This window comes from Parabacteroides sp. AF17-28 (assembly GCF_003479205.1).
Classification (GTDB): Bacteria; Bacteroidota; Bacteroidia; order Bacteroidales; family Tannerellaceae; genus Parabacteroides; species Parabacteroides acidifaciens.
This window is the reverse complement of the sequence record NZ_QUGV01000024.1, coordinates 51,586-71,069: the sequence shown is the minus strand read 5'-3', so window position 1 is coordinate 71,069 and position 19,484 is coordinate 51,586. Positions and strand designations below refer to the sequence as shown.

The following is a 19,484-nucleotide window of genomic DNA, read 5'->3' as shown; positions in this document are numbered from 1 at the left end:
CCCGTTTACATTATTTATTTGTCAATTCACCATCAACCAAGACACCTCCGTCAATCCATTTGTCGATAGAGAAGATCACATCCAAATCAACCTGTTCAGGTCTTAATGTTGCAGTCAGATTAACCCGATAGATATAACCGGCTTCTACTGCCAATAAGCTATCTTCTTTACCTTGGATGATAATCTCTTTTGTATGCGTTTTAGCTCCAACTGTATAAGTCAGTTTCAGACACAACCTATTTGTGCTTGCTGCCTGTTTATAGTTATAAGCAAAAGTGCGGAAGAAGATATTTTCACCATTCAGAATATTTTTACCAGGATATGTAGCACAATCAACATCCGCTGTTGAACAAGCAGGAAAACTATTTTGAAAATCCCAGGAAGTCTTATCCAAATTCGTTCCGGCCAATTCTCCGTCAACTTGTCCTTTTTTATTCAAGTTGACGAGTTCTACACCGGTTAATGTAACATCAATGGTCTTTTCGTAATCGGAATTTCTAACTACATTGAATGAAGCCAATTCGACGCGTGCATAGGATTGTTTCAGCACAACCTTAACATAAGCAGGATTTTGAGCCAAAACACCGTCATCTCCTTTTATCTTTTCATATCCCGGATAAGGAGTTATGCCGTCTTTTTCAAACCAACCAAAAGTCGGTATATCTTTATACTTGCTACAATTATCTAAAACAGCAGCATAAGTAGCAATCTGATTTCTCGTTGTTTTGGACAAAATAGCTTCTTCTGTATTGGCTACTGCGATCAAACCTAAAGTATTCTTTTTCTTTGTAAGGAAGCCAAATACTTCACCATTAGTTTTTAAAGTACCATCCTCGTCACGAGTAAATTGTCCTTTCGCAAAGAAAGCCCGATCAATTACATTATTACCGTCTAATAAAAAGAGGGCCAGATTATTGATTTCTTGATCAGCAGTATTATCAGTACTTGGATCGCCTACTGCTACAGATTTAGTAGCAAGTCCATTCAAATCCATCTGTACAGCAACATAAGCCTCTTTATCTGCATTTACGCTTGCTTCAAATTCTTTCGATGCATCGTTCATCATTGTATCATCTTCCATCGAACAGGATGCCATCGCTGCCAGGAAGCAAAAAACGGATAGTATATTTCTCAGTTTCATATCCTATATTTTTTATTGTTTATATTCCCTATTTTCGTTTTTTGACGTAGTCCCGATAGGACTCTGTTAATAGAGCATCAAAAAGAGTTCATTTATAGGATAAGAGAAGAAATAAAAAGAGTTCTGGTTTACTTAAAGTGCTCATTTGTAGAATAAAAAAAAGACAGAGTCCTATCGGAACTCTGTCTCTTTCTGTATTTAACTTTACGTTGCAAAAATAAAGTAGATATTTGTTAGCGGTAATAGGCACAACTTTCATCTTTAAGGGGTAAATGTGGCAAACGGTCAAATTGAGAGGGATACCCCTCGAAAAGATAGAAACTTCAAGGTTTGGGAGAAATTTATCATCAAAAAAGCCCTTCCAAAAATCAAGGCTTCGTGATAATCAACCAGTTAAGCAGCAGAAAGAAGGAGACAGCAAGCCATAAAGATTAGAACTACATGAAAGTCATAACCGCAATAAAAAAACGCATTCTTTTAGCTATAACACAGCAAGTTGAGCCACAAAACAGTTAACAATTATAAAAAAAACGGTTCACTCCGGAAATAGATATAATTATAGTACCCATAAGGCATGTTTCCCTAAAACCAACTAAAAAAGCAATGAATTTAAGAGCAAATTTTTTGTCACCGAAAATCAAGGTAGGTATTGCTCTCGCATATTTGGCACTTTATCGGTGCACCTCTCAACAATCAACAGATTGATATATTTGCCGCTAAAAATTGAAAGTTTCGCTTATCATCCGTTCATTTTACTCGCCCTACTTTTGCAGTGTAAGTTAAACGAAAAAATATTAGGGGTATGAAACTGAAGAATATATTATCGATTCTTTGTGTCTTCTTTGTAGCGATGTCTTGCTCGATGGAAGATGACATTTTAAAAGAGGGTTCTAATAACGTTAAGCAAGATGGAGATACTGAAGCTTATGTCTCATTTAATTTAAGCTTGAGTGAAATGACTAAGACTCAAGAAGAACCTGCTTCCACCAATGAGAAAGCGATTCAAAATGTCACATTATTTCTATTGGATAGGGATGGAAATGTTCTAGCAGTAAAAACGGCCGGAGCTAATGATGATTATAAGAACGTTAAATTCCTTACGAAAGTAACAAATGGCGCATATGAGGTTTTAGCTGTTGTTAATAATAATACGGATTTAACATCGAAAAAAAGTAAAAATGCCATTAATGAAGCCGCATTAAATGAAAATGATTTAAACGCTTTAGTTAAGGTCGGTTCTTCTCTAGTTGTTTTTCCTGCAAATTTTGAAGGTTCTTCTGCGTTAACCGGAGTTACTCTTCCTGTGCATTATCAAACAATAAAAGTTCATCAGATTGCAGCCCGTATTGAATTGGGAACTTGTACTGTTAAAGGTTTTACAGCTGGCTTATCCGATGTAAATGTATCATTGGTAAATGTACAATTGAGCAATATAAACAAAGTCAGTTATGTTGACAAAGATGCTGATCAAGGGCATTCTTATAAAGAAGACAACAAGTCATTAAATGTAACTCTATGGGAAAACGGTCAATCAGCAGGTAATGGCATAACAAATAAAAATAAACCTGTATTCTACTCTTTCCGCAATACAAATGGAACCCCAATTGAAATGTCGTTAACTTTTCAAGTTGGTAACAATACCCCCAAAACTCGTACATTTATAATAAACGGACCAAATAGTAAAACTGGGGCTGATCATAACTATGTGAAAGCCGGTTATCTATATCGTTTGAATGTAACTGTGAATGTGCAAGGCGAAGACGTGGAGCCTACGTTTACGTGTAGTGTTTTGGATTGGGATAGAAATTTTATCACAGGAGATTTGGAACAAAATTAATATAAACGGGTAAAAAATATACAATTATGAAAGTGAAGCTATTTATCATATTGTTTGCCGCAATGTTGGGATGGACAGCTTGTACAAATGAAGAGTTTATTGATAATTCTAGTGTACAGGAGGGACTTGATGTTAGTTTTAATGCTACATTGTCTATAGAGGATATCACGACTAAAGCAGGTATGGAATATGAAGAACCAGACAAAAATGTCGAAAAAACAGTAACAAAATGTATTGTCGCTATTTTTAAGAATGAAAATGGTACCCCAACAACTTGTGTTGGTTATAAAATAGTAGATAATCCTGGCAGTAACAATGGAGTCTATGATTTAGGCAGTATACGGGCTAAGTCGGGAAACGTAAGAATCGTAGTTGTCGCAAATCCAGCGGCTACCGATTATCCAGCTACGGAAGCAGATTTATCATCAATAGGTTATTCTTCATTTAACAAAGTGGAGACAACTTCTAAGTTTTCTTCAGCCTCTCTTGTCAAAGTGGGTGAGTTGAACACGACATTGGATGCAACAAAACCGAATGAAACTATAAATGTAGATTTAAAACAATTGCCTGCTCGTGTAGATGTGAAATTTGGGTTTAGTGATGGCGGTTCTGATGAGACATGGACATACGAAGTTTCTTCTTTTGAAGTAGAAGGTATCAATCCTAAATCAAACATATTGTTAGGCGATTATAATTCCAACTATCAATATAATCCCCAGAATACAGGCTATTCTTCGATTTCATGGTCTGGAAACGAAAGTGAAACAGCTAAGACTCTTTCTGAATTTTCATTTTACACGTATGAAAGGGCGACAGCTGCAAATCCAGTTCTTATAACGATGACAGGGATCTTGAAAGGTATCAAGAATGGCCAGACTTTCTTTCAGGAAACAAAAAATTACAAATATTCTTTGGATCCTAAATTCGTACAGAATGTCTGTAAAACTAACGGACTTGTACATGGCAACCTGTATGAACTGACAGGGAATATTAGCCTGACCTCAAAGAGTATCGAGTTTACTGCCAAATCAAAAGATTGGGAATATAAAAATGTAAATGCAGATATAGGGAATGTAAACTATTTGTTTGTGTCAGAGAAATTGATTTATATGCCTAATACATTGTCTTATACATTTTCTTATGCATCCAACTTGGATGTAGGCTGTAGTATTGAAAGTGTCAAGTTTACCGGATATAAAACGAATGGAGATACAGCCCCGGGCACTTATAAAAGTGGAGACGATCAATATCCGACCGTGACACTCGATAAAAATGCCAAAACAATTACAGTTTCGATGAAGGCTGTGCCTAAAAATTATGTACCAACCCATATTATGCTGAAGGTGAAAACCTCGGGAGGCAAAGTTGAATTATCTCAGGATGTGGAAGTTATACATTATCCGACTCCTTATGTAGAGGCCTATCAAAATAATAAGAATGGTTCTTATGGTGGTGTTCCGAGCGGTATGCCTGGCGGAAGAACAGAATATGACTATTCACAAAATAATTACAACGTATTTGTGGTAACATCTATTGCATCTGGTAATTTTACAATTGGAGATCCAACAACGACTGCTACACTTAGTAATGGGAGTTATGGCCCTTATCCAGATGTTATGATAACAGGAACAACCGCAGATTTGAATAACCTGGTTTCTCCTAAATTTATTATTGCGTCACAACATGGTATTACGTCTCAGATATCGTATACAAATGCCCAAATCCGTTGTCATTTATATAAAGAATATTACGAAGGAAAATTGTTGGAAAACTGGCGTGTTCCGACAGAAGCTGAATTGAAATATATCTCTTATCTTCAAAGAGATGGAAACAGTGCTGTTAAATCTCTTCTGGAAGGAGCATATTACTGGTGTGCACTACAAAATTATGAAGTACGAATGAGTACAGGCAATTCAAGTTATAACGGTTCATCACAGTATGTTCGTTGTGTACATGATGTATATTAATTAGTAACTGATAAAAGAAATAATATTATGCTTAAGAATATATATAGTCTGTTAGTCCTCTTATTCTTGTTTGCCGCTTGTACACAGGAGATGGAGGAGTCCGGTGAACAATCAGCCGACGCATCGAAAGTAACACTGTCTTTTAAAGTCGATATACCGGTAGCATCTGTTGCCACAAAAGCGACATCGGTTCCGGCTGTAGAAAACGGAATTGAAAATTTAAACTTAGTGACGTATGATAATAGTGGTAATCTGATAGAGGTTGTATCGGCATCTTCAGGTTCTGCCGCAGATTCCTATAAAGCAACAGTTTCCAAAGAGACGAGGAAAATACAGTTTATCTCTAATTATGATGGAGATCTATCTTCTATGTCGTCCCCGGATCTCTTCCGGTCCAAGAGTATAAATGAATATGTTTTTTGGGCGGAGAAAGATTTTTCGGGTGAACCGGCTTCTAATATTGGTGAGATAACCATGTTAAGGAACTGGTCAAAAGTTAACTTATCTATTGAGGAAAACGAACTAACAAAAAATCTTTATGATCCTCAGTTCTATATCTATAATGCATCGACAAAAGCGACTATCGCTCCTTACGTAGCAAATACTGTAAATGTCCCGGCAGATAATGGTCATATTGCTCCGGATGAGACTCAGTTAGGGCAAGTACAATTTGTTGATGCAGGTACGGGCATTCCATTATTTGAAAATAGCAATCAAGGTGAAAATCCTTCTTTTGTGATTTTGCGGGGACGCTATGGTAGTGAGTCTGCAAACTATTCTTACTATAAAATAGATTTAAGTGTTACTGAATTGACGGGCGAGTCAAGCGTTTATGATATTATCCGTAATTATTGCTATCAGGTGACAGTAAAGGGCGTGACGCGTGAAGGAGTTTCCTGGAAAGATATTATTGTTCCGGGCAGAGTTGCAGATTACAATATCATTACTTCTCTCGAATTGATTAAATATCCGTCGATCTCTTATGAAAATGAATCATTGGAAGTATCTAAAACAACTTATATTTTTGTAAATACGCAAGGAAGTTCTTTAAATATGAATGCGACCTATAAGCTTAATGGAGTAGTAAATAATGGTTCGCTTAAATTAGGCGTTTCTGATGAAAAATTAAGTGATATTGTAGAAGGGGGCGGGCAGGCTATCTCTTTAAATGGAGGAACAATAACGGCCAAGATCAAGGGCGCCGGTTCCGATGTAAAGACTGCTGCCTTCTACGTAATGGGCGGAAAATTACAGCGTAAGATTACCTTAATTTTGCGTCCGGCTTACGAGTTTACAGCATTCTATGCCAGTCCAGATGTGGTAAACGAAGGTATTGGATCAGAAACGACAGTCCATTTTTCAATACCGGAAGATGTTGATCCTTCTGTTTATCCTTTCGAATGTCGGATCAAGGCGGAAAAATTATATGCAGTTGAAGAAGGTGTCCGTATTGAAACAACAGGTAATGGTGAATACTATTATGTGTATGTCATAAAGAACTATCAATCGGATTATACGGTGAAGTTTAAAACAAATACAGCTGTATTTACTGAAACTTTGGAACTCTCTGCTGATTTGTTTAATAATAAGACTTGTCAGTTTACAGCGGTCGCACCTCCTGAAACTACATTTGACGGAACGGTACAATATCCTAAGGGAAAAGTTCAAAGTTCTGACTATGCTATTCAATCTATACCGAAGGGTAGTACTCTTTACTGGAAGACAGCAAATGAAGAAGGCTCTGTTTCTGTTGGCAATAATGGTTCATATAAGATAACTATTCCGGCCAAACTCAACGATACCGATATGATAACATTGTCTTATACGACTTCGGCAGATCAGGTTTCTAATGGATATGTCGTGTATGAAGTAAGGGCAAGTTTGATTGATTTGGGAAATAAGACAGTTCAGTTGAAGCCTGTGAGCATTAGAGGTACTATTAGATATAAATATTCGGGTAATAAAGAAGTTCCGGCTGGTGCCGATGTAAAAGTGTATAGACAAGGAACTAATACGGAGTTTGGATCGATAATTGTAGATGAGAATGGATGGTATCAGTTTAATTTACCTGATAATTATAATTGGACTGATTATTTGGAAGTTCGTTATGTAAGATCTTCCGGTAAAGGTCAGGGGACTTACAAATCAGGTAAGAATTTATTACCTGTTATCGGATGGGCTAGTGCTAATAATCAGAATATCACACTTGAAAAGTGATACTTAATACTTTGAAAGTAGTATAAAATGTACTAAAAGCCCCCGTAAGGACTACAATTCCCAGCCCAAGGCGTGAGCCTTGGGTGCAAAACACTTCCCAAAACAAACAAAGCCCTGCAAGAACGACACTTGAAATATTTTGAAAGCAATGTGTCGTTCTTATAGGGCTTTAATCTTTCAGTTCGCTTTGTTCGGAATTAGTGAGGGAACATTTACAGGTTTAATTGCTTACAAGGAAGAAATTTCTTCTTCGGTCAGACCGGTGCTGTTAGCGATGGATTTGAGATCCATGCCCATGCGTTTCAGGTTGGCTGCTACTTGGCGTATGCCTTCTGCAAGGCCTTCTGCTTTGCCTTCCAGTTTGGCAGTGTCGATCGCATCGTTTTGAATTATGATGTCATCTATATCAATGTACAGCAGCACAAATAATCCTCGCACCAATCAAAGCTTCTCTATTTCCTCTATCGACAAGTCGGAACAACGGGCGATCATCTCGGTGGGAAGCCCCTCCTTTTTCATACGAACTGCCATCTGACGCTTTCCTTCTGCTTCTCCTTCTGCTTTTCCTTTGGCTTCTCCTTCTGCAATACCTTTTTCGCGGCTGATACGTTCGGCTGTAGCGATGGTATTAACGTAATCGCGGTAGGCTTTCAGCGATTCCTCGTAGCATTCGCGTTCGTCAGGAGTCATGTTTTCAACATCCGCCACTTCGAGCAGTTTCTTGAAAACAGCTTTCTTTGCTTCAAAAGGCATTCTGTCCAACGTTTCCATATGCTTTAATAAATAAATCCAACACTCAAAATCTGCATGGCAGTCCTCTGCCTCCAAGGTAAAATAAGGCAACGACAGATAAATCTGGCGCAGCTTATTGTTCATTACAACCCCGTTTTCACGATCGGACAACACTACGTCTGTCCTGAATTTAACCAGTTGAGGCAGGCGGAAGTTCAAAAAGTAGATACCATAAACCGGATAGATCTGATAATTCCAGTCGGTTCCCCGCTTACCCTGGTTGCCTATCATACGGCAAAGATAATACAAACCGCGATCAAAAAAGTAATCTTGATACTGGTTTTGCATTTCGATGATGAAGTAACTACCGTCAGTATCCTTGCAAAGGATGTCGAATATCACCACTCTGCCGGCAAATGCTTCCGGCACAATTTCCTTATTCATAAAGGAAATATCAACCACATGGTGCTCTCCGACCAGCAGGTCATTTAAGAACTCGATCAATAAAAACTTGTTTACTTCTTGTCCGAACAGCTTCTTAAAGCCGACATCCGTAAACGGATTTAAAAACTTTCCCATAGTTATATAGGTATTAGTCAGGTTGCCATCCAATACCGGACGGTGCGGTAAAGGTAATGATTTATCGGAAACGCGCAATACTTGAACCATGAATAATAATTTGCAGGTCCAGTTTTTCTTACACTCGAACCTTTTTAACAGCAAAGTCTTGCATAATGGAAAAATCCAACACTCCACCTAACACCTGACATCTTTCCGGTTAATCTATTGATGGATAACCGATTACAAGGTGCCAATTCCTCTTTTTTACCAAACACCACCTAACACCCCGTTTTTCTGTTTCTCCCCACAAACTATCCCCAAACATCCTATCCACTAATCCAAAAGCTACAGTGAACTAAATCAAAGCCTGTATGAAACTATCCATACCTACTTACTACCTATTCATAACATGTAGTAACTACCTATCATCAATAAGTAGTTACTATATATATCTAATTAGTAGTACTATATATCCGTAATTCCCAATATGGTTCGATTTAGTTTATAGTATGCTTTAAATTAGTTCACTGTAGCTTTTGAATTAGTTGGTATAAACTTCTTACAAAAACATTGTGTATCCCGATTATAAAGCCTACCTTGCGCGGCATTAACTTTAAAGATAAACTTGAATGAAAATAACACAACTGCGCGGTGACCTCGCGGCCTTTCGCAATCTTGACCTAAGTATCGTCCTGAATGCGATGAAGACGGAGAACAGCCGGAAGCCGGTGACGACGTTGCGGCAGGATATTCCTTATCTGACACCTCAAACAAAAAGCCTGGCGGCGGAAAAGATACCTGTCGTCCTGTTCGGCGTTACGCTGAAACGGGATGACGAGGGGATCGGCGTTGTTTCGTATACCGGGTTAGTGCTGCTTAGCATCGGCAACCTGATCGACCGGACAGAGGCTGCCGGGATACGGAAACGGGTGGCGGGATTTCCGCAGACACTCGCCTGCTTTATAGGATCGAGCGGGCGGAGCGTCAAGGTGGTGGTTCCTTTTACCTTGCCGGACGGTTCGCTGCCGGAGACGGAGGAGCGGATGCAGCTTTTCCATGCGCATGCTTACCAGCGTGCCAGCCGCTATTTTGAGGCACAACTACAATTGCCTGTGGAATGGGAAGAAGAAGGGTGGCCCGCTCCCGAACAGGGTTGCCGCCTGTCGTATGACCCTGATCTCTATTATAATCCGGACGCTCTGCCCATACGGATCGAACAGCCCTTGCAGATGCCGGCTCCGGTGACGACGCGCGAAGCGCACGATGCCGAGGCAGACCCTTTGCGACGCATGGCGCCCGGGTATGAACGTTATAAGCGTATCTCGCTACTCTATGAGACCTGTCTTGCCGAGACATACCGGCAGGTGGGCCCGGAAGACGGTACGGATGAAGAACGGAAAAAGTTTATGGTGTACCTGGCGCGTAAATGCCGGCAGTCCGCCATACCAGAAGAAGATGCCGTGCGTTTTGCCTTAGTGCATCCTTTCGGGAAGGAGCACGAGATGGAGCTACGAGCTACCTACGGTAATATCTACCGGAAAGAGATGCTTAGCAGCACACAGCCCTGCATGCCCCGGCGGATGTTAGTGGCGATGCAGATGGAAGAGTTTATGACGAGGCGTTACGATTTGCGATTCAACAGAATGAAGGGATGTAAAGAATACCGCGAACGGCATTCGCTGTTTACGGACTATCGCCCGGTGACGGCCGAGACGGTTAAGAGTATCTGTTTCGAGGCGCAGTTGGAGGGTATATCGGCAATCGAATATGACGTGCAGCGGTATGTGGACTCCCGTCGCATCCCGCATTACTGGCCGGTCGAGGAGTTTCTTTACGACCTGCCCCAATGGGACGGCGCGGACCGTATCCGTGCCCTGGCCGATTGTGTGCCTTGCGATAACGGGGAGTGGAGGGATTTCTTTTACCTCTGGTTCCTCAGCATGGTGGCACACTGGTTGCAGATGGACAAGGAGCATGCCAACAGCACATCACCCTTGCTGGTCGGTCCGCAGGGTTGCCGCAAGAGCACTTTTTGCCAAAACCTGTTGCCGCCTGCACTTCGTCCGTATTATATAGACGGGATCGACTTGGGGAGCCGGAAAGATGCGGAGTTAGCGCTGAACCGTTTCGCGCTGGTCAACCTGGATGAGTTCGATTCGATACCCGCTTCCCGGCAGCCCTACCTGAAAAACCTGTTGCAGAAGTCGAAGGTGACGCTTCGCAAGCCCTATGGCGAGAGTATGGAAGAGATGCGGCGTTTCGCTTCGTTCATCGCAACCTCCAATACGTTCGGTTTGCTGACCGATATGTCCGGCAGCCGGCGTTTTATCGGAGTGGAGGTGAAAGGTACGATCCGCATCGAGCCTGTCGATTATCCACAACTCTATGCACAGGCCGTAACCGCTTTGAAAGAGGGTGAACGCTATTGGTTTACGACAGAAGAAGAGGCACGCCTGAATAAGAATAACCGGATTTTCGAAAAGCGCCCGTTGCTGGAAGAGATGTTCTTATACTATTACCGTGTCCCGGAAGAATGGGAAACGTGTGAACCTCTGTCTGCTCCCGACATCCTTATGTCGATCAGCAAACAGAGCAAGATGGACCTTACGGAAACCAAGCTGGAGCTATTCGGGAAACTGATGGCAAAATACAATGTGATGAGGAAGATCAGGAAGGACCGGAAATATTATTACCTGATCCCGATAAAAAGGTGACGGACAACACAGAACCGACACCCTACTGACACCTTTTAGTTTTATAGTAATCAATTGATTAAATCAAAAGGTGTCAGGTGTCGGTTGAAAAGAAGAATTATATTTAAAAACAAAATAGTTATGAGTATACCATACAAATTTGTCCCCATTTATGATAACCTGAATAAGGAAGATGAGAAGGTAACGGGTTTTTATCCGAAAGTAGTAAGCCGGGATACGATCCATAAAGAGCGTATGTTTGAAGAGATCTCTCGGGGATCGTCTTCCCTGCGTGCGGAACTGGCGCGTTCGTGGATGCTGATAGAAGACTATATAACCGAGAAGTTACAGGACGGCTACGATGTTTGCCTGGACGATTTATGCACTTTCGGCGTCTCGGCCAACTACCGCCGTGTGGACCGTAAAAACGAAATACGTGCCGAATCGATTTCCGTAAAAGGCATGCACGTACGTGTTTCGGAAGTAATCAACAAGAAACTGAGACAGGCTACATTCGAGCGGGAGCCGGAGGAATCTTTATCCAGACCCGCTTGCCGTCGAAGGTGATGGCCATCTTGAGGATGTCGGTGAAACCATCCTGGCGCAGGACGGCATCATACTGTTTGTCTTCGATTTGCTGCAAGGCTGAACTCAACGCTTTCTCGACTGTCTCTGTCGGGCGCAGACGCTTCAACTCCATAATCACCGCTTGCCCCTTACCGCCTTTCGGACGCAGAAGGATGTCGTAGCGCCCGAAACCGGATTCACGGTTACTGCTAACCTCGTAGTCAGACATGCCTGCCAGCAATCCTAACAGAAATGCCTGGTAGACCTTTTCCGGCTCACGGCCGTTGGTGTCATAATAGGAAAAGGTATGGACGACAAAGTCGTTCAACAACTCTTCAAAATATTCGATATCACCTGCACGTAAGGCTTGCAGCATCAGCTCCAGGCGGTCGTTCTTCACCGGACCGCCGTCTATCCAACTTTGGATGATCGTACGGTAAACGGTTTTCACTTCCCGGTTGGGGATCTGCAACTCGTATTCGATCAAATCGTCATTGTTCAGCACCGGATCACTGGCCTTCAGGTAGCCGCTGAAAAGCATAAACGACCAGATATTAGTAGGTTTAGCCAACAAATCCGGGAACGCTAACTTATCGTTTATCACGCTGCGGATCGGTTCGCCCTGTATCAGCGACTCTACTCCCATACGGATTTGCGACGGACCGTCGGCAAGCAGGTGACGCAGGAGGACATCAGAGCCAGTGTTTACCCAGTAAGGAGCCAGGACGCCGCCTTTATTTATAAAGGAAAGCACAGACCAGGGGTTATAGACCGTTTGATCTCCGAACAGGTAGCCGTTGTACCAGTTCTTCACCTCGTCTTTCTGACCGCCGAACGAATAATCGGTTAGCATTTGGTCCGTTTCTTCCTGCGTAAAACCGAAAGATGTGCACATCGGGAGTTCCAGGATCGTATCTACATCTATATTATTTAATCCGCTAAAGATCGATTCCTTGCTGACCCGCAAGATACCGGTGATGACGCCGCGAAAGATATCCGTATTGTCTTTGAACACCAAACTCATAAAGTTACGCATAAAGCCGATCATGCGGTCATAATATCCTTTGTCGAAAGCAACATGAATTGGCGTGTCATACTCGTCGAGCAGCACGAGGGGCGGCATGTCCCAATGAGTTGCCAGCAATCCGGATAAAAAAAGTAATGAGTTTTGGATCATGACCTCGTCTGCCTGTAGCATGAGTATCTGACTGAACCACTGGCGGTCCAGCTCGGACAGATCGTCGTCCAGCAAATATCGGTGACGATCAAACTCCTGTTGCATCTGTATTTTGATCTGAGACAGAGTCGCTTCAAATGTATCGCCCTTGCAGTCCTTCAGCGTGACCAAGATCACCGGGTATTTCCCTTGATACCGGTCGAAGTCTTTCCATTGTTCGATGCTTTTACCCTCGAACAGCGGACGATAGACGTTGCCTTCCGTCTTCTCGAAGAAATAGCGAAGTGTGGAAAGGTTCAGCGTCTTGCCAAAACGGCGCGGACGCGGAAGAAGCGTAATTTTGCTTCCTTCTTCTATGATCTGGCGGATAAAATCGGTCTTATCCACATAATAATAATCCTCTTCTATCAGCTCTTTATAATCACTGATGCCTATCGGTAACTTTTTCCGGTCCATATGTCACTGTTTTTATCGTGCTTACAAATATAGGAATAACGGACCGATATTCATAATTCTTCCCTGCCTTTGTGAAGTTACCGGCTCCGGAACATATACCCCAGTGACAACGTCACGTTGTTCTGATAAAGGGAAGATTCCCCTTCACGCTCAACAGCGCGGCGGTCCAGCGTGCCGCAAAGGGCACCGACGGAGAAGAAATAACGGCTGTAGTCGACACGTAAGCCAACGTTTACACCTAAATCGAATGTTTTGAGGTCTGTCTCCTTGTCCTGGCCGAAATGGATATCCACATTCTGGTTTTGGGTTTTCATCTTGCCGAACAGGGAGAAATCGAGGGCGGGACCGACATAGACACCCAGTTGAACATCATTTATATTAAAGGTATAGGCCAGATTCACCGGAACCTGTATCGAATAGTAGTTACATTTATTAAGGGAATTCTTCGCCCCTTCCACCTGGAAGTTGGATATAAAAGAACCGCCCTGGTTGGCAAAAGCCACTTCGGGACGCAAAGACAATCCCTTATATAAAGGTATGTCGGCAAGCCCTGCCACGCTAAAACCGAAACGGGCGCCTGCCTTATACGTTCCTTCCACTTTTTGCACCAGAGAAGAGTAAGCGCCACCTACACGTACACCGAAAGCGACCTGACTCACTGCCGGCATAATCATCCATACACTTAAAAAGACAATAAATATAATTTTTCTCATATTGCAAACCTTCTAATTCCTATGAGCAAAGATAGAGTTTTTCAATCGGATTATAACAGGCGATAGAAGAAAATAACAAAATAAGCCGTATCTTTATAGGCCAAATAAACAGGATCAAAGCATGCTACTTCACGAACTCATACAGCAACCCGAAGGTCGTCGCCTTGAATTTAAGGGAGGACTACCTACCAATTCCGATATTGCAAAAACAATTGTAGCCTTTGCGAATGATGCCGGAGGAGAAATTTATCTCGGCGTAGAAGATGCGCCAAGGCAAATAATCGGATTGCCGGAAGATGACTTGCCTCATATTGAAGAACAAATCAGCAACCTGATTTATGACAGGTGCCAGCCTACAATCTTACCGGAAATATCTATTCTGTCTGTTGAAAACAAACACTTAATCAGGATTCAAGTATATAAAGGAAGCATGCCGCCATATTACCTGAAAAATGAGGGGAAATTGAAAGGCACTTATATTCGTGTCGGTTCTAACAATCGCTTAGCAGATGAGAATATTATTACCGAGTTGGAAAGAAAACGCATGAATATATCATTCGACAGTGAAGTTGTTATGGACAAAACTGTCGAGGAACTGAATATTGAAGAGTTCAAGCAACTCTATAAAGAAAAGACAGAAGAAATTTTGGATACCCAAATACTGCACAAACTTGAACTGATCAAAACAGAACAAGGGAAAGTATATCCGACAAATGCATTAGTTCTTTTCGCTAATGATCCATTACGCTATTCGATGTTTCCAAACGCAAAGGTGGAATGTGCCCGCTTCAAAGGGACCGGCACAGAAGAGTTCATCGATCAAAAAAGTATTACAGTTCATATTGGACAACAGGCAGAGGAAGCCTATAATTTCGTACTCCGGCACATTAATAAAGGAGCTGCTGTAGAAGGTATTTATACAGTTTCCCGTTGGGAATATCCGGTAAAGGCGATCAGAGAAATTATCCGTAATGCAGTGGTACACCGCACGTATTCACTGACAGGAAAGGATATAAAAGTAGCAATCTACGATGATATGGTAGAAATCACAAGCCCCGGTCTGCTACCTCCATCCATAGACTATGCAGCGATGGAAGAACGTCAGTCTGATGCCAGAAACAGGGTAATAGCTCCTGTATTCAAACGATTAGGCATTATTGATCAATGGGGTAATGGATTAAAACTGGTTGCAGAAGAGATGAAATCATATCCGGAAATCGAACTAAGATGGAAAGAAGTGGGGTTATCTTTTCAAGTCCAGTTTGTAAAGAAAACATTGTCCCTAAATGCTCATGTCAACGGTGACGTCACCAATAATGTCACCAATGACGTCACCAATGACACTATTCTACTTGACCTGATTCATAAAAATCCGGAAATCACAACAAAAGAGCTTGCTGAAGCTCTAAAATTGAGCGAACGACAGTGTAAACGTATCATAGCCGACTTAAAAAAACAAGGGATATTATCCAGAGAAGGGACAAACAGAACAGGGCATTGGATTATCAATGAAAGATAGAGTTTTTCAATCGGATTATAACAGGCGATAGAAGAAAATAACAAAATAAGCCGTATCTTTATAGGCCAAATAAACAGGATCAAAAATTGATATGGAACCATTTATACACCTCCACGTACATACCCAGTATTCACTTCTGGACGGACAGGCGTCTATTGACGCTTTGATAGACAAGGCGCAAAAAGACGGGATGCGATCGATTGCCGTCACCGATCACGGCGTGATGTTCGGGATAAAAGAGTTTTTCAACAAGGTTTCCAAGAAAAACAGCAAACCTTTAGATGCGATCAAGGGATATGAGAAAGAGCTGAAGGAGCTGAAAGGCAAAACGGAACTTAGCGCAGAAGAGCAAACCCTCCTGGAAGAAATACCGACAAAGATCGAAGAAGAGAGAAAAAAGATATTCAAGCCGATCTTCGGTTGCGAGTGCTATTGCGCCCGGAACGGACGGCATAGCAAACTGGCATCGCAGAACGACCGGAGCGGCTGGCACCTGATTGTCCTGGCAAAGAACCTGAACGGGTACAAGAACCTGATCAAGATGGTCTCCCTCTCCTGGACGGAAGGTTTCTACGGACGGCCGCGTATCGACAAGGAACTGCTGGAAAAATATCACGAAGACCTGATCGTCTGTTCCGCCTGTATCGGTGGGGAAGTGCCGCAGCATATCCTGAACGGCCGGATGGACAAAGCGGAAGAATCGGTCCTCTGGTTCAAGAACCTGTTCGGGGAAGATTATTACCTGGAGATACAACGCCATGAGACACATGACCCGTCAGCAGCCCAGGACACCTACCCCCACCAGGTGACAGTCAACAAGGTTATACTCGAGCTGGCGAAAAAACACAACATAAAGGTAATCGCAACCAACGACGTCCATTTCGTCAATGCAGAAGATGCCGAAGCGCACGACCGGCTGATCTGCCTCAGTACGGGCAAAGACCTGGATGATCCGAACCGCATGCGTTACACCAAGCAGGAATGGATGAAAACGACGGCGGAGATGAATGCGATCTTTTCGGATGTGCCCGAAGCACTGAGCAACACGCTCGAAATAGCCGATAAAGTCGAATTCTATTCCATCGACCACGGTCCTATCATGCCGACCTTCGCCATTCCCGAAGATTTCGGGACGGAGGAAAGCTACCGCGAGAAGTTCAGCGAACAAGACCTGTTCGAGGAATTTACACGCGACGAAAACGGAAATGTGGTGCTGAGCGAAGAGGCGGCGCACGACAAGATAAAGAAGTTAGGCGGTTATGAAAAGCTGTACCGCATCAAGTTAGAAGCCGACTACCTGAAAAAGATCACCTACGACGGGGCTAAACTCTGCTACGGGGACGAGCTGACCGATGAAGTGAAGGAACGCCTGAACTTCGAATTGCATATCATGAAGACGATGGGTTTCCCGGGCTACTTCCTGATCGTGCAGGACTTTATCCGCGCCGCCCGCGAGGAGTTAGGCGTCTCGGTCGGTCCCGGCCGTGGATCGGCTGCCGGTTCGGCTGTGGCTTATTGCTTAGGGATCACGAAAATCGACCCGATTAAATACGATTTGCTGTTCGAACGTTTCCTGAACCCGGACCGTATCTCCCTCCCCGATATCGATACCGACTTCGATGACGACGGACGGGGCGAAGTGCTCCGGTGGGTAACTGATAAATACGGCGCGGAACGCGTGGCGCATATCATCACCTACGGCACGATGGCGACCAAGTCGGCCATCAAGGACGTGGCGCGCGTGCAAAAGCTGCCGCTTTCCGAATCGAACCGTTTGGCAAAGCTTGTCCCGGACAAGATTCCCGATATGAAAAAATTCAAGTTGGGAGACGCCATCAACTATGTACCGGAACTGAAAGAAGCGGCTACAGGGAATGATCCTTTGGCACGCGATACGCTGAAATACGCACAGATGTTAGAGGGCAACGTCCGCAACACCGGCGTACATGCCTGCGGCGTTATCATCGGGCGTTACGACATATCGGACGTCGTACCCGTCAGTACGGCCAAAGACAAGGATACGGGTGAAGAAATGCTGGTGACCCAGTATGAAGGCTCCGTGATCGAAGAGACCGGATTGATCAAGATGGACTTCCTCGGACTGAAAACATTGTCCATCATCAAGGAAGCAATCGAAAACATCCGCCTGACGACAGGGAAGGAACTGGACATCGACCATATCAGTCTGGAAGATCCGGTGACCTATAAGCTGTATTGCGACGGAAAGACCACCGGCACATTCCAGTTTGAATCCGCCGGTATGCAGAAATACCTGAAGGAGCTGCAGCCATCCAAGTTTGAAGACCTGATCGCGATGAACGCCCTCTACCGTCCGGGACCTATGGACTATATCCCCTCTTTCATTGCCCGTAAACAAGGGAAAGAGGAAATCAAGTACGATATTCCGGTCATGGAACGTTACCTGAAAGACACCTATGGCATTACCGTCTACCAGGAACAGGTCATGCTTCTGTCCCGTTTGCTGGCAAACTTCACACGTGGTGAGAGTGACGCCCTCCGTAAGGCAATGGGTAAAAAGCTGATCGAAAAGATGAACCACCTGAAATCCAAATTTATGGCAGGCGGAAAGGCAAATGGTTACGAGGAAAGCACGTTGCAGAAGATCTGGTCCGACTGGGAAAAGTTCGCTTCCTATGCGTTCAATAAGAGCCATGCGACCTGTTATTCGTGGGTGGCCTACCAAACGGCATACCTGAAAGCCAACTATCCGTCCGAATATATGGCGGCCGTCCTGAGCCGAAGTTTGTCCAACATCGTGGATATCACGAAGTTTATGGACGAATGTAAGGCGATGGGTATCCAGGTGCTCGGACCGGATGTGAACGAGTCAATCCTCAAGTTCAGCGTAGACAAGGACAAGAACATCCGTTTCGGGTTAGGAGCCGTGAAAGGTGTCGGCGAAGCAGCTGTCCAGAACATCATCGATGTGCGGAAGAAGGACGGGCCGTTCAAGAACATCTTCGATTTCGTGGAACGCGTCAACCTGACGGCCTGCAACAAAAAGAACATCGAATCGCTGGCATTGGCCGGAGCTTTCGACAATTTCGGCATCCAGCGCGAGCAGTTCTTTGCCGAAACCGGAAAAGGTGAAATATTCCTGGAGACGCTCGTACGCTACGGCAATAAGTACCAGACGGACAAAAGCACAGCCACCAACTCGCTGTTCGGTGGAGACGTACAGGTGGAGATCGCCAAACCGGAAATCCCGAAATGTGAACGCTGGAGCGACCTGGAACGTCTGAACAAGGAAAAAGAGCTGGTCGGCATCTATCTTTCCGCCCACCCGCTGGATGAATTCCGTATTATATTAACATATGTATGCAACACCGGCATGGCGGAAATCAACGACAAGGAGAGCCTGGTCGGGAAAGAGTTGTTGTTCGGTGGCATCGTGACCGATTTCCGGGAAGGCATGACAAAGAAAGGGAATCCGTACGGTATCATCAAGATAGAGGACTTTACGGGCAGTGGCGAGATAGCCCTGTTCGGGAAAGATTTCATCGAATACGGGAAATTCGGGAAACGGGGGATGTACCTGTTGATCAAAGCCCGTGTGGAAGACCGCTACAATTCCGGCCGATTGAGCCTGTCGATCGGTTCCATCCAACTGTTGCAGGAGGAAAAAGACCGGATGATCGAAAAGATCAGTATCACGGTTCCGATCCACGACCTCGACGAGCCGACCATAAACGAGCTTTCGACCTTGATAAAGAACAATCCGGGACAAAGCCTGTTATATTTTAAAGTAGTCGACGGGGAGCACAACATCACGCAGAACTTCTTCTCGCAGAACATACGTCTCAACGTCACGCGCAATCTGGTCGAGTTCCTGCAAACGAATGAAAATATAGACTTTAAAATTAATGGTTAGTATTTGTTGGAT

At 43.6% G+C, this 19,484-nt stretch carries 12 protein-coding genes; 7 read left to right on the top strand and 5 right to left on the bottom strand.

The genetic code is table 11. From position 1 onward, the window contains the following. Positions 1 to 10: 10 nt before the first annotated feature. A complete protein-coding gene (locus DWW90_RS15845; RefSeq protein ID WP_147382441.1) occupies positions 11 to 1,141 on the bottom strand; it encodes a hypothetical protein in 1,131 nt (376 codons plus the stop codon). A gap of 802 nt (positions 1,142 to 1,943) precedes the next feature. Between DWW90_RS15845 and DWW90_RS15840 the strand changes: the two genes are divergently transcribed. From DWW90_RS15840 to DWW90_RS15830, 3 genes are read left to right on the top strand one after another with little or no spacing between them, the layout of a single operon-like run. Further along, positions 1,944 to 2,978, top strand: coding sequence for a hypothetical protein (locus DWW90_RS15840; protein ID WP_122345666.1), 1,035 nt, complete (start codon positions 1,944 to 1,946; stop codon positions 2,976 to 2,978). 26 nt (positions 2,979 to 3,004) lie between these two features. Beyond that, positions 3,005 to 4,945 (top strand): hypothetical protein, encoded by a 1,941-nt coding sequence (locus DWW90_RS15835; RefSeq protein ID WP_147382440.1) that lies wholly within the window; start codon positions 3,005 to 3,007, stop codon positions 4,943 to 4,945. A 27-nt stretch (positions 4,946 to 4,972) separates the two neighbouring features. Next, complete coding sequence (locus tag DWW90_RS15830) at positions 4,973 to 7,162, top strand: hypothetical protein (RefSeq protein ID WP_147382439.1); 2,190 nt, start codon at positions 4,973 to 4,975, stop codon at positions 7,160 to 7,162. A 228-nt stretch (positions 7,163 to 7,390) separates the two neighbouring features. Here DWW90_RS15830 and DWW90_RS15825 read toward each other — a convergent pair whose 3' ends face one another. Together DWW90_RS15825 and DWW90_RS15820 are read right to left on the bottom strand one after the other, a co-directional pair. Next, complete coding sequence (locus DWW90_RS15825) at positions 7,391 to 7,603, bottom strand: hypothetical protein (protein ID WP_122345663.1); 213 nt, start codon at positions 7,601 to 7,603, stop codon at positions 7,391 to 7,393. Beyond that, positions 7,604 to 8,473, bottom strand: coding sequence for an Rpn family recombination-promoting nuclease/putative transposase (locus tag DWW90_RS15820; RefSeq protein WP_122345673.1), 870 nt, complete (start codon positions 8,471 to 8,473; stop codon positions 7,604 to 7,606). It lies immediately after the preceding gene. A 611-nt stretch (positions 8,474 to 9,084) separates the two neighbouring features. On the opposite strand from DWW90_RS15820, the gene DWW90_RS15815 reads away from it, so the two are divergent. Together DWW90_RS15815 and DWW90_RS15810 are read left to right on the top strand one after the other, a co-directional pair. Next, positions 9,085 to 11,169, top strand: a complete 2,085-nt coding sequence (locus tag DWW90_RS15815) for a VapE domain-containing protein (RefSeq protein WP_122345662.1) — start codon at positions 9,085 to 9,087, stop codon at positions 11,167 to 11,169. A 120-nt stretch (positions 11,170 to 11,289) separates the two neighbouring features. Then, complete coding sequence (locus DWW90_RS15810) at positions 11,290 to 11,715, top strand: hypothetical protein (protein WP_122345661.1); 426 nt, start codon at positions 11,290 to 11,292, stop codon at positions 11,713 to 11,715. Here the strand turns inward: DWW90_RS15810 and DWW90_RS15805 are convergent. Together DWW90_RS15805 and DWW90_RS15800 are read right to left on the bottom strand one after the other, a co-directional pair. Then, the gene (locus tag DWW90_RS15805; RefSeq protein WP_122345660.1) at positions 11,657 to 13,348 is read right to left on the bottom strand and encodes an AAA family ATPase; all 1,692 of its coding nucleotides are present in this window, start codon (positions 13,346 to 13,348) and stop codon (positions 11,657 to 11,659) included. The two genes, DWW90_RS15810 and DWW90_RS15805, sit on opposite strands and share 59 nt — an antisense overlap. Positions 13,349 to 13,425: 77 nt before the next feature. After that, on the bottom strand, positions 13,426 to 14,061 hold the full coding sequence (locus DWW90_RS15800) for a porin family protein (RefSeq protein ID WP_122345659.1): 636 nt from the start codon (positions 14,059 to 14,061) through the stop codon (positions 13,426 to 13,428). A gap of 121 nt (positions 14,062 to 14,182) precedes the next feature. Here DWW90_RS15800 and DWW90_RS15795 point away from each other — a divergent pair, with 121 nt between their 5' ends. Both DWW90_RS15795 and dnaE read left to right on the top strand, forming a co-directional pair. Further along, positions 14,183 to 15,580 (top strand): RNA-binding domain-containing protein, encoded by a 1,398-nt coding sequence (locus DWW90_RS15795; protein WP_122345658.1) that lies wholly within the window; start codon positions 14,183 to 14,185, stop codon positions 15,578 to 15,580. A gap of 91 nt (positions 15,581 to 15,671) precedes the next feature. After that, complete coding sequence (dnaE, locus tag DWW90_RS15790; protein ID WP_122345657.1) at positions 15,672 to 19,472, top strand: DNA polymerase III subunit alpha; 3,801 nt, start codon at positions 15,672 to 15,674, stop codon at positions 19,470 to 19,472. The last annotated feature ends 12 nt before the right edge of the window (positions 19,473 to 19,484 follow it).